This is a genomic window from Photobacterium sp. GJ3 (genome assembly GCF_018199995.1).
Taxonomy (GTDB): Bacteria; Pseudomonadota; Gammaproteobacteria; order Enterobacterales; family Vibrionaceae; genus Photobacterium.
In genome coordinates this window covers 177,637-190,328 of sequence record NZ_CP073579.1, presented here as the reverse complement: position 1 = coordinate 190,328, position 12,692 = coordinate 177,637, and the positions used below count along the sequence as shown (strand labels likewise).

Annotated in this window: 9 protein-coding genes and 2 pseudogenes; 4 read left to right on the top strand and 7 right to left on the bottom strand. The window is 49.7% G+C overall.

Features of this window, described 5'->3' with window-relative positions:
• Window positions 1-412: 412 nt before the first annotated feature.
• Together KDD30_RS17690 and KDD30_RS17685 are read left to right on the top strand one after the other, a co-directional pair.
• Window positions 413-1,029 (top strand): annotated as a pseudogene (locus KDD30_RS17690) (LysE family translocator).
• 821 nt (window positions 1,030-1,850) lie between these two features.
• A complete protein-coding gene (locus tag KDD30_RS17685) occupies window positions 1,851-2,501 on the top strand; it encodes a MalM family protein (RefSeq protein ID WP_211651323.1) in 651 nt (216 codons plus the stop codon).
• A 95-nt stretch (window positions 2,502-2,596) separates the two neighbouring features.
• On the opposite strand, the gene KDD30_RS17680 is transcribed toward KDD30_RS17685, so the two are convergent.
• From KDD30_RS17680 to KDD30_RS17670, 3 genes are all read right to left on the bottom strand, one after another.
• The gene (locus KDD30_RS17680) at window positions 2,597-2,953 is read right to left on the bottom strand and encodes a hypothetical protein (RefSeq protein WP_211651322.1); all 357 of its coding nucleotides are present in this window, start codon (window positions 2,951-2,953) and stop codon (window positions 2,597-2,599) included.
• 819 nt (window positions 2,954-3,772) lie between these two features.
• Window positions 3,773-5,113, bottom strand: a complete 1,341-nt coding sequence (locus tag KDD30_RS17675) for an IS4 family transposase (protein ID WP_211645381.1) — start codon at window positions 5,111-5,113, stop codon at window positions 3,773-3,775.
• A 1,407-nt stretch (window positions 5,114-6,520) separates the two neighbouring features.
• Complete coding sequence (locus KDD30_RS17670; RefSeq protein WP_211651321.1) at window positions 6,521-7,429, bottom strand: aldo/keto reductase family oxidoreductase; 909 nt, start codon at window positions 7,427-7,429, stop codon at window positions 6,521-6,523.
• Window positions 7,430-7,544: 115 nt separating this feature from the next.
• Here KDD30_RS17670 and KDD30_RS17665 point away from each other — a divergent pair.
• A pseudogene (locus tag KDD30_RS17665) lies at window positions 7,545-7,950 on the top strand (XRE family transcriptional regulator).
• 38 nt (window positions 7,951-7,988) lie between these two features.
• On the opposite strand, the gene KDD30_RS17660 reads toward KDD30_RS17665, so the two are convergent.
• The 3 genes from KDD30_RS17660 to KDD30_RS17650 all read right to left on the bottom strand — a co-directional run bounded on the left by KDD30_RS17660 (window position 7,989) and on the right by KDD30_RS17650 (window position 9,427).
• Complete coding sequence (locus KDD30_RS17660; protein ID WP_211651320.1) at window positions 7,989-8,237, bottom strand: hypothetical protein; 249 nt, start codon at window positions 8,235-8,237, stop codon at window positions 7,989-7,991.
• Window positions 8,238-8,306: 69 nt separating this feature from the next.
• The gene (locus tag KDD30_RS17655) at window positions 8,307-8,756 is read right to left on the bottom strand and encodes a thioesterase family protein (RefSeq protein ID WP_211651319.1); all 450 of its coding nucleotides are present in this window, start codon (window positions 8,754-8,756) and stop codon (window positions 8,307-8,309) included.
• Between the two features lie 143 nt (window positions 8,757-8,899).
• A complete protein-coding gene (locus KDD30_RS17650) occupies window positions 8,900-9,427 on the bottom strand; it encodes a CbrC family protein (protein WP_211651318.1) in 528 nt (175 codons plus the stop codon).
• Between the two features lie 445 nt (window positions 9,428-9,872).
• Between KDD30_RS17650 and KDD30_RS17645 the strand changes: the two genes are divergently transcribed.
• Entirely contained in the window at window positions 9,873-10,922 is a 1,050-nt protein-coding gene (locus KDD30_RS17645; RefSeq protein ID WP_211651866.1) for a Preprotein translocase subunit SecY, read from the top strand.
• Window positions 10,923-11,036: 114 nt separating this feature from the next.
• Here the strand turns inward: KDD30_RS17645 and KDD30_RS17640 are convergent, their stop codons facing one another.
• A complete protein-coding gene (locus KDD30_RS17640) occupies window positions 11,037-12,656 on the bottom strand; it encodes a hypothetical protein (RefSeq protein WP_211651317.1) in 1,620 nt (539 codons plus the stop codon).
• Between the last annotated feature and the right edge of the window lie 36 nt (window positions 12,657-12,692).

The following is a 12,692-nucleotide window of genomic DNA, read 5'->3' as shown; positions in this document are numbered from 1 at the left end:
ATTCCCGCGGACCCTGAAAGATGTTTACGAGATGTTAAATATATTTCATTTGAGTTAAATCTATGCGCACAACTCACTCAAGTCAAACCAAAATGATAAGAAATGTCTCGTTTTTTGTTGATAAATCACACCTAATGACAATAAAGTCAGTCAAAAATCAAGCCATCTCAGATGACAGGTTCCCTTAATTGATTGATTCAGAAAAACATTCATGTCGGGCCGCCTTCAAAATCACAGGCAGGGCTTCAGTCTGAACGGCAAGATCTGCGTTGTGAAAAGGATGAGCTGACTCACTTTCTTGCTGAAGTCCGCCTGACCGTTGAGACTCAATACAGATCACAAAACACTACCAAGCCAACAGCATTCTGATTACACTGGCTGCGGTTTAATTCACAAGAATGTCGATATTGTTATGTTGGATCTCACACTGCTCACCGCTTTTATCCCGACTTTTTTCTTTGTTTCAATCACCCCGGGAATGTGCATGACACTGGCCATGACGCTCGGGATGAGCATCGGTGTCCGGCGAACACTCTGGATGATGTGTGGCGAGTTGGTTGGCGTCGCCATTGTGGCGATTGCTGCAGTCATGGGGGTCGCAGCCGTGATGCTGAATTACCCGCAGCTCTTCAATGCCCTCAAATGGCTGGGGGTGCATATCTGTTCTGGTTAGGGATCAGCATGTGGCGAAACAAGGGCAAGATGTCCATGAATCTGGATGCGCCGACCGAAACCCGTCGTGGTCAGCTGATCTCACAGGGATTTATTACGGCGATTGCGAACCCGAAAGGCTGGGCATTTATGATTTCGCTTCTCCCGCCCTTCATCAACCCTGAGATGCCAATGGCCCCGCAAATGCTCGGGCTGCTGAGTATTATCCTGCTGACAGAATTCATCGCACTGATGGTTTATGCAAATGGCGGAAAAAGTCTGCGACTCTTCCTTGGGCGTGGTGACAACCTCAATTATCTCAACCGAATTGCAGGAAGCTTAATGATGGGTGTGGGCCTCTGGCTGGCGATAGGGTAAGCCAACCTTGCGTACACAAGAGACGGAAGCTCCGCTCAGGCCAGTCATTGACTGGCCTTTTTTATATTCATCTGTCAATTTTTTGTCTCCCCGTCTGACGCAATTCACAAAAAGTGTCAGAGAATGGGTCAAAGGAACGTCTAGTTACAGCTCTTACCAGATTTTTTTGCGAGTAATATCACTTTAAATTAATCAACAAACTGCATTACAATTGCGCACTGTCAAAAAAACACTCAAATAAGGAATAAAAAATGTGTTGTGAGCAGCCAAACTTGATGAGAATCAAACGCGGTATCTGGCAGCGAATCACTTGTAAAGCCGTTTACTGGTGCAAAACCTGCAACAAGACCACCAAAGTATAACGCTGTATTTTCTGTATTTTTTCGCTTAGATTTTCAAGCAACGTGTAGATGAATGGGAGTTTTCACTCCCATAATCACAGACGACCCGATCAACTTTTGTTCAACCCGCCCCTGCTAAGTCAATTTCATGTCATTCTATCGTCAGACGAATGTCACCTTCTGCACCTGAGCGATCGAGATCACAAAAAAAGATTCGATCACGCATTAAGCTGCTGATTTTACGAATGAGTCAGCGAGAACCTCATGTGTTGCAAGAACCCAATGCTTTACCGGATCAAACGAACCTTTTGGACAAAACTGACTTGCCGGGCCCTCTACAAGTGTAAAAACTGCAACAAGACATTCAGGATCTGAATTTCGGGTCGGAAAACCGAACGTCCTGTCGGGCCGTAACAGGCAAATAATCGCCAACCGAACCTGCTATGGTTAAACATGTACCCAGCATGGCCCGAGGCTGTTATGCGTGTTGCAACCCTTCTTCTGTTCAGCCTGATGTTCTCCGGCTGCTCGCTGACGGACAGTTTTTCGCCCGAAACGGTCAATGGTGTGAAAAACGTCAGCGTCTCTCAAGCACGTCAGGACAAAGCCAAACTCCAGACGACTTCAAGAATTTTCACCGAAGTCAGAAACCTGCCCGCATTACCCTGTTGCGAAAGCTTGCCGGTTCTGTTTCGGCTGACGAACGAAGATGTGATCATTGAACTATCGTCAGGCCGGAGCTTTTCAAAACTGATCCGGCTTGAACCCAGGTTCAGCCAGCAAAACCTTGTCCTGACCAGTCTGGTCAGCCAAACCGTGTTTCCGCCTCAGGTCCAGCTTTACTCTGAAGATTTTCTGCTCATCGACAGCCTGACCCACTATCGCTACCGGCATTTCACCATCCGGCAGCCTGATCGCCTGGAACTGCACATTCCCCTGTCTGACTACCTTGATCCGGTGCGCTACCTGCTGGTTTATACCAGCGAAGCAGCGATGGCAGACTACACCCCATTACTGGATGCCGAAACACAGTACGAAAGCCGTATCGGAATCGATGTCACCCCACATCCCTGGTTTCTAGCCCCGCACGCCCCAACAGGCAGCTTGATTCTTCAGACTGCCCGCGACTGAATGAAAACTGCAACGCTGAAAATGAACGCAACAGGCTGATGACCCTGAACCCTGTTGATCTGTCATCAAAACGAACAAACACATCGAATTTTCAATCAGTGATCATAACGCCAACGCGGCGGAAACGCCTGATTCATGATCAGTGAATCACCCGACAGTTCAAACTGAAGTTTCGCTTCGTTTTCAGTCAGATGCTCGACAATCAGACACGCCTGAAAAACAGACCAGCGAAAGTCCACGGTCACCGTGACCTTTGCACCCTCGATCGCAATGTCTTTGATTTTCATCGAGTCAGGCACAATCGTCATATGCGGATCATCGGTCCAGGCCAGTTCATAAAACAGCGGCTGGAATTGCTGCTCTGCCGCCTTCACCGCGGTATGAATCTGCGTTTCCCGATCCGGCAACGACCTATTCAGAACCAGTTCCAGCGATAGCGATTGTTCACTCATGGTATGTCCTCATTTCAGTACGGATAGACAGCATAACAGATGCAAGCGAACCGCCAACAAAGGACGCTGTGCATACTTCACGGGCCGACATGCACTTCCCCGAAAATAGTGACTACACTCATGTCATCGTTCTTTCGATTCACAGGAATTTCTATGGACAGCAAAGAAAAAACAAACCTTTCTTACGAGGAACCAACAACAACCAAACCCACATTAAATCAAATAAAAACAATCAATTACCGTCATTCCCGCAAAGACGGGAATCCATAAAGCGCCGGGCTACAAACACACAAAAATCTTCATTGAACAGATCAAATCACAGCAAAGTTCAGTCATTCTGTAGAATCGTTCACAGCGCCCAGGCGAAGCTCCGGCGCATGAACGTCACTGGGTTCCCGCCTGCGCGGGAACGACGAATAACTTTAAATTCATTCCATTACCGCTATTTTCGTGCAGGCGGGAATCCATAAAGCGCCGAGCTACAAACACACAAAAATCTTCATTGAACAGATCAAATCACAGCAAAGTTCAGTCATTCTGTAGAATCGTTCACAGCGCCCAGGCGAAGCTCCGGCGCATGAACATCACTGGGTTCCCGCCTGCGCGGGAACGACGAATAACTTTAAATTCAATCATTTACCGTCATTCCCGCGCAGGCGGGAATCCATGGTGTGCTGGAATAAAATCACACGAAAAACATCATTGAACAGATAAAACCACAACAAAGTTCAGTCCTTCTGTCGCATCGTTCACAGCACCCAGACGAGGCTTCGGCGCATCAACGTCACTGGGTTCCCGCCTTCGCGCAATGCTGTTCGGTTAAGAGGATTCCTTCTTTTTTCTGTTGCTTTTTAACGGATATTTATTCGGCCTCATCTTGACCGCCCTTTCATAATTTGGGCGGTCTGGCTTGGGAAGAATCAGATCTTTCAGAGTATCCGTTAAATCTTTGAGTCGTGCTGGTATCGACTGTAAGTTTTTCGTCTGGCATATCGCTGTATAATCATACAAAACGACCTTAAAACCGAGTTTAAAGCTGATTCTTAGAGGGCTAACTTTCGCCTCCTTTGCCGCTAGAGCCATTTCGTAACGGATCAAATTATAAGCAAGTAACAGCCCGTATAATTCCTGGTAGACCAAAGTAATTTTCTTACTTCTTAAGGCAATGGCTTTGCGGAGCATCGTGCATTTAATTTCACGATATCCTAGTTCAATTTCCCAACGCTGATGATAGAGTTCGATAATTTTAGCGGCATCATACTGACTTTTCGGTAACGATGTCGCGAGAAAGCGTTCCGGGAAGCCTTCAAATTGATAGCGGATGACCCGAAAGTGCCACTCTTGCGGTAATGATGGTGACTGTTTACGCGCATGGGGGCTTAGCTTTCGTTTCACCAACCAGTCGTTATCCGTGTATTTATCCACGATTTCAAAGTTGATGTCTTTCTTCAATGGTGTCACCCAGTGGCGATCATGACCTCGACTTTCAATATGATGAAGCAACTCAGCACTATGATAGAGCTTATCCATCAGCAGGACTGAGTGATCGTCGATATCATCCACCAACTGTGATGCTTGCGTGATTTCAGCCTCTCGATAAGGTCCGGCTGCTGCTTTAAGGATCAACCGCGAAGCGGTATCCATTAAGCAGGTCAACTGCATTACTGGATAGCCGGACTGGTACTCGGAAGCCGTGTTTGCAGAGCCAAAATGCTCTCGGCATTCTGGCGTATCTTCTACACGGAATTGGGTACCATCAATGGCATAAACTCTGAGACCTTCCCATTTATCGACCTCAACTTGTTCTGACCAGTGACTGGCGCTTTGATGAAAGAGCCACTGAATGGGCTCGACGCCCAACCTTTTACGAGCCTCAGTTAATGAGCTTTTAGCAGACAGCAGTGCATTATCTAACTGTTTGGAATTTAAAGCTAATTGCTCAGCGACCGTATGGATAGACTCTTGCCTAAGCAAAGACATTCCAATCACGAGCCTGAGGATATCTTGCGGCTGAATTTTGCGACGCCTGACCGTAGCATGAGATGTCATGCTCAAGGCATTGTTGACCCACTCAAAGGGCAAGTGAGCATTTAACACCTCTAAATAATCATTCTTGAGTGGGTAGCTTGAAGAAAAGTCTTCTAATTCAGCAGCAAACATACAGGCTCCTTTCAGTTGAACCGATAGTTTGCTCGAAATTAAGGATCGTTCAAGTCCTTAATTTTCCTTAAACGATCAGCATTGCGCCTGCGCGGGAACGACGAATAGCTTTTAATTCAATTACTTACCGTCATTCCCGCGCAGGCGGGAATCCATAGAGCGCAGGGCTCAAAGCGCATTCACAACATCATTGAACAGATAAAACCACAACAAAGTTCAGTCCTTCTGTCGCATCGTTCACAGCACCCAGACGAGGCTTCGGCGCATCAACGTCACTGGGTTCCCGCCTATGCGGGAACGACAAACTTCATAAAATTCATGCGATTACCATCATTCCCGCGCAGGCGGGAATCCATAAAGCGCCGGGCTACATACACACGAAAATCATCATTGAACAGATCAAATCACAGCAAGGTTCAGCCACTCTACAGAATCGTTCACAGCACCCAGACGAACCTTCAGCGCATCAACGTCACTGGGTTCCCGCCTACGCGGGAACGACAAACTTCATAAAATTCATGCGATTACCGTCATTCCCGCGCAGGCGGGAATCCATAAAGCGCCGGGCTACATACACACGAAAATCATCATGGAACAAGTCAAATCCCAGCAAGGCTCAGTCATTCTGCAGAATCGTTCACAGCACCCAGACGCGACTTCGGCGCATGAACGTCACTGGGTTCCCGCCTGCGCGGGAACGACTAATGGCTTTAAATTCAATCATTTACCATCATTCCCGCGCAGGCGGGAATCCATAAAGCGCCGGGCTACATACACACGAAAATCATCATTGAACAGATCAAATCACAGCAAGGTTCAGCCACTCTACAGAATCGTTCACAGCACCCAGACGAACCTTCAGCGCATCAACATCACTGGGTTCCCGCCTACGCGGGAACGACGAATGACTTTAAATTCATTCACTTACCGTCATTCCCGCGAAGGCGGGAATCCATAAAGCGCCAAGCTACAAACACACGAAAATCATCATGGAACAGATAAAATCACAGCAAGGTTCAGCCACTCTGCAGAATCGTTCACAGCACCAGACGAACCTTCAGCGCATCAACGTCACTGGGTTCCCGCCTACGCGGGAACGACAAACTTCATAAAATTCATGCAATTACCGTCATTCCCGCGAAGGCGGGAATCCATGGTGCGCTGGAATAAAATCACACGAAAAATATCATTGAACAGATCAAATCACAGCAAGGTTCAGCCACTCTGCAGAATCGTTCACAGCACCCAGACGAACCTTCAGCGCATCAATGTCACTGGGTTCCCGCCTTCACGGGAACGACAAACTTTATAAAATTCATACGATTACCGTCATTCCCGCGAAGGCAAGAATCCATAGGTCAGCCAAACCAAACACGATAAACACAAACCAGTCCACGACAACGGGACTTATGGCACCCCATGGCCTTTTGAGGCCACCCAAACACGGAACCACTGTTCACGGCTCAGTCGGAATTCAAGCGAAGCCACTGCGTCTTTCACGCGCTCAATTTTACCCGAGCCAATAATTGGCAACGGCTGAGACGGTAAGCGACGAACCCAGGCATAAATCACCTGATCAATCGAGGCTGCCCCTATTTCCTGACGAATTGCTTCCAGTTCATTGCGCACCCGAACGGCCTGCTCAGACTGTCCGTGGAAAATATCGCCACCCGCCATGCACGACCAGGCCATCGGCTTGGTTCGTTTCATTTGCAGCATGTCCAGCGTGCCGTCGTGGCACACCTCAAAGTTCAGCGGATTGATTTCAACCTGATTGGTCACCAGCGGTGCTTCCAGCCGCGATTGCAGCAACTCAAACTGAGACGAAGAAAAGTTCGACACACCAAAATGCACGACTTTACCCTGCTGCTTCAGCGTGGCAAACGCTTCTGCGACTTCATCTGCATCCATCAGGACATCCGGACGATGAATCAGCAGCACATCAATCTGTTCGATACCCAGGCGTTGCAGTGAGTTGTTCACCGACGCAACAATATGTGCCCGGCTGGTGTCGTAGTGGTTAATTTTCTGCTCAGGATACTGGTGACCACACAATTTGATATCACATTTGCTCACAATCTGAATCTGCTCGCGAATACTTGGCTCCAGAGCCAGTGCCTCGCCAAACAGTTGCTCACAACTGTATCCGCCATAGATATCGGCATGATCCACTGTGGTGATCCCCAGCTCAATGTGCTGTTTCAGGAAGCGCAACCGATCCTGTGGGCGCATCCCCCAGTCAGCCAGACGCCAGTAACCTTGTACCAGCTCTGAAAACTGTGGTCCCTGAGGGGTCAGTTCGACATTTGCCACCATGGTTCATCCTCCTTTATTCAATGCCCGAAATAATTCGCTGGGCCCATCCTAGGCTGGTTTGATCCATCGGGCAATGATATAACCCACAAGATTCGAACCAGAGTACGAGTTTTTGATGTCTTTTTCTGAACGCTTAAGAAACCTGATGGGTAAGGAAAGTATCAGCGGTTTTGCCCGCAGGGTCGAACTGAATGAAGCCTTAATTCAATGGCAGCGAACCCAGCCTGCAAAAAGCCAATCAGATTGCCATGAAAGCGAATTGCTCACTGGAATGGCTGGCGACCGGGTGCGGCTATCTTTACCGTCAGGCGGAAGTTGTGGATCAGGCTGCGCTGGCCGTCGCATTTGAGCATGTGAAAGGGCAGCCTTTTCAAGGGCAGACTGCCGATGAGCTGACCCGAATTCTTTCCGGCTACCAGTTTCTGCGCACCCATAAAAAAACCGATGGTTACCTTGATGCGAAGGCCATGGCCATGGCGTCTTTTCTGGCGCTTGCAAAGCAGGAAAAACCAACTGAATAATACCCTTCCCAGCGTTCAGAAAAGAAGAACAGTGGGGATTAGCCAATCGCAGAATCCGGATCGAGCAGATAATAGAGGTTTACGGATGCATCTCCGAGCGTCGGGTCGAGATAGTTCTGAACACTTTCCACGGACTCAGCTTCCCAGATGCACTGGCAGCAATGGCTTTCTTTATTGAGCAGCGCCGTCTGGAGCTGAAGCCCGGCGGGTGGCTGGCCGAGTGCGGTACTCGCTTTCCGGGAAAACAGCTCGATGTCATTGATCTGGTGTTCTGTTACAACAAACATAAAAGACTCCTGCCACAGCGCTGACTCTGAGTATAGTCGCTGCGTCAGAAGTCTTTTTGAGCATAAGGCTCAGGCGTCTGTCGACAGGGCTTTACGCGCTTCAATAGCCTCAATGGTTTCCCGCAGACGCGGAGAGATCTGGGCTTTGGTGTTGTTCTTAAAATCAAACATCACCACCTGCGCCGTCCCCCGGGTTGTCACCGCGCCCATCTTCTTGCTGAAGATTTCATATTCCATGGTGAAGCGGTCCCCTTCCATATGGGTCACTCTGGAGCCCACCAGCAAGGTATCCGGGTAAGTCACAGGCAGTCGGTAACGCGCGCTGGTCTCGCTGAGGACAGGACCGACACCGGTTTCTTTGATGTCATCCATCAACGACGCTTCTTTGAAGTAATCCAGCCGGGCAGTCTCGAAATAACGGAAATAAACCACGTTGTTCACATGATTCAGGGCATCCATTTCCCCCCAGGCAACTGGAATTTCCGTAATCACCGGGTACTGCTGAAGAATTGCGTCCATGTTGAGTCCTCAATATACAGGTTAGAGCTTTTAATCTAACCTTTTCGCAACACCGCAACAACAACTGCCCCTGAAAATGAGAGCTGCACACGGTTGAGCACCTCAGTCCATGCTGAAAATGACTCTCAATGCAACCGATTGATTTACAGGAAATCCATCCCGTAGAGGATTTCCCCACAATGACGGCATTTGAACTTATAGACCGCAGGGTTTCCGCCTTTCTCGTACGTGCTCAGAATATCCTGCCAGATCTCCACTTTCAGCATGTGTCGGCTTAAAAAGGCCTTCAAGGCTTGCCCGCTGAGCGCCCGGAGTTCATCCGGTTCAGCAAACCCATGAAATTCGCAGGCATCGCCGCAGTGATCCAACCAGACTTCCTGACGCCAGGACTGGTAACCCGGCGTACGCTGGCAGACTTCTGCAATCACATCACGATTCAGACCCGCGCCATCCAGCGGGAAATCATCAGAATAATACGCCTTGAACGCTTTCGCTGCTGATCCGTCAGCAATGCACCACGGACAGAGCCACTCCACATCTCGCTGAGAGTAAATACTGCCGCTGTATAGATATCCACGGGCTTCGCCACAGCAATCGCATACTTTCATGCTTTTGATCACGGCGCCGGTTGCCAGTGGATCCGGATGATAGGTGAATTTTGGAAGTGTCACTATTTGTATCCTTTGTCTACCGATGACTTTATCTGAGTCATTCTCATCGTTCACACCAAAGCAAACTGAATCCCTAGGATCTGTTGACCTAGCATCGATCCAATGCGGCAAATATGCGGCAGGATTTAGAAAGTCGTATGCGATCCGTCCAAACGGAGAACAAAATCCGAAGCATGATCACTGAATGGCCCATCCCGCAGGATCAGATCCAACGCGTCCGATGGATAAGCTTTCACCAGTTATGACAGCCCTGTGCAAATTTCCGGCTCAAGACCTGAAATCCCGGTTTTTTCATGCCGCCCGGTTGCCTTTTTCCGGTATCCTTGCCCGCCAATCGATCACACTTTGCCGGGAACGCTGCCGGCCGAGAACAAACATGCTTATGGTTTCAGACAACACGATGCCCACAACAAACACCGTCCGCTTTCCGAAAGGCCGCTTTGCGATGTGGACGGTCTACAGCTTTACGGGTGCCTCCATTCTGGCGTCGATAATTTTCTCGCTTTTACTCTTCCTTTCTATCGACGAAAACCCGGTCATGCAGGTGCTCTTTGGTGGATTGGCCGTGATTTTTGAGCTGGGTAAATTTTTTGCCTGGTACGAATTCGGCGAACGTCGTGCACGCCGCAGTTACACCGGCGCAGCATCTGCATTTGCATTCTATTCAGTGCTGGCGGCCATCTCGATTGGTGGCTCGGTTGGCGGAATTCAGAGTGCGACCAATCAGGCACAAAGCCATGTCAGCGTGCAGCAAAGCAAGATCAACGCTTATAACCTCCAGATTGAAGCGATAGAGAAGCAGATTGAACTCAACAATGTCGCGGCTGAGAAATATATTCAGATGGCGCGTATCGCCACCGGTGTCTCCCGGATTCAACGTGAGAACAGCAAGCTTCGGGAGCAGCAGCAAGCGCTGGCCATGGAGCGGGACAGCCTGCCGGTGGTGAGTCAGGGTTCTGTACTGGGGCTGATTGATGGACTGGCCAAAACAATGAAAGTCAGTCAGGAGGCTGCTCAGTTGGGCCTGGTGATTTTTCTGTCGGTGTTGCTGGATTTCTTCGCAGCATTTTTCGTCGGGCTGATTGGTGAAGAACTTCGCTTCAAGCAACAGTTCAACCAGCGTCATGGCGTGTATCTGTCGGAGAAAACCATCCGCAAACCCGCACCTTTCTCAGGCACACCAGACCATGAGGAAGCAACCTCTGAGACAACAACTGACGGGACTGAGGATTATGCGGCACTCGCCATTGAAGCAACCCGCCAAAGCGCTGACAGCACTTCTGAGGCCACGGCTGTTTCGGCCTATGATCGGATCGTAGAAGCACTGGCGACGAATGCGGTCAGTTGCTCGAAACGCGCCATCATTCGCAGCCTGAAACTGACCGCAGACGAAGTAGATGAGGTGTTCACCCAAATGATGAATGAAGGACTGGTCAGCAAAAAACCAAACCATCATTTTCAGTGGCACGGAAATCAGGCAGCGACGGAAGCATGACCTGACTGTCGGAACAGCCCGTGTCCAGAACGGACCACACGGGCTGCTTCTCTGATAAACGCGATAAAACGGGCGCCGAGGCGCCCGTTTTCATCTGAAATTGCGCATGTTGCCTCAGGGAATCAGCAGCGTTGGTTTCGCTTCGAAAGACAGCGCAAAATCTATCTCCCAGCTCATGCCGTTCATATTCAGGCGGCCGTCGGGAACTCCATCTAAGCCCGGCTGCCCGGTATCGGCCACCTCCCATTGCTGAGTTCGGGGATCAGATACATTGCTGAAATTGTCTCCCTGCGAAGCATCATCGAGCGTCATCAAGTAATGCCTGTTGTTGATCAGGGCAGCACCATAGACCCGGACGCTATGGCCTCCTTTCCACTCTCCGTTCATGTCATACCAACTGAACAGAATCGTCACCGCACGGCCTTGTGACAGCTCATTGAAGATCCACTCCCACGTAGGAAAGTCGCCTTCTCGCTGTGACGTGAGACCGCCCATACTGACCGTCCCATCATCGCAATCTGCATTATCCCCAACGACCATCGACTGACTCCCCTGATGACGGAAATGCACCCCATCTAACGGGCCTGAATCGGGATCCGTCAGGTAACCAAACAACCCGCGAACTAACCCGCAGAAACTTGTATAGGCGCCGGTGTCCAGGTCATAAACATTATCCCGGCGGCCATAGCTGTCGATATTGGCAACCAGACTGTTTTCCGGGACAGGTGTCCAGATCAGCACATCACCGGCACTCCCAATCTGACCAATGCCGCGAATATGTAACTGTGGCACACGCCAGGCAAGCGGCAGATTGTCATACCGATCTTCCAGATATTGCAAAGCATTGGCATTGGCCATCGGAATGCACTGGTTTCGCGCTGAATCCAGATTAGGTTGATCCGCCTGTATCACCTGAACCGGAAAACTAAGATCATCCGGGACTGACGGCGCCGGTAACACAGGCTGTGGCGGTCTGCCAAGAGACAAAGTATTCGGGATTGTCGAAGACACCGGATTCACCCTGCCATCCACATGTCCTGCCCCCTCAGCATTCACTATGATATTGCGGACCGGATACATTTGCGCTGAAAACTGTGCGGCAAATTGCACGACATCCGTGATATTTGGTAATGGCTGTGGAGAGAAGAGAACCGTCGCCCTGACGTGTTGCACAGGCCCTTCACCATCCATTCCCGGACGTAAATCAAAATACATCGTCGTATCGGCCCGCCGGTCCACTGACGGTGCTGAATGATCTCCGCGACGTCCTGAGTTTCTCCAGCCCTCATATCCCCAATCATCGCTTTCCCTGACACCGTGATCAGCCCAAGTGTGGTAACCACCGCCACCATGCACTTTCTTCTTATGCGTTTTGACTGCAGGACCAGCGACATAAAGATTATCGACTGACCACACCGGTGTCGCTGCATTTGAGCCATTCTCCGGATACAGGAACACATTCACATAACCGGGTCCCACCGGCTTTCCATAACGATCAAGCAACTGATCCAACCTCACTCTGAACTGTCCCCAGTCGCTTTGCGCGATGGTGCCAATTTCAAGATCAAACGTCACTTGTTCAAAAGCAGTCGCCCCCCTTGGCAGACTGATGATTGATGACTTCGGAACGGATGCGTGGGAGCCAGACCCATACGAATCATCACGGGCATCCACCGCAGATGAAAAGCCAGCCCCAAACGTGAGTGCGAAAAAAAGAATCTGGATATTTTTCATGATGATATGCTCACATGTTACGAAGACTATTGTTCT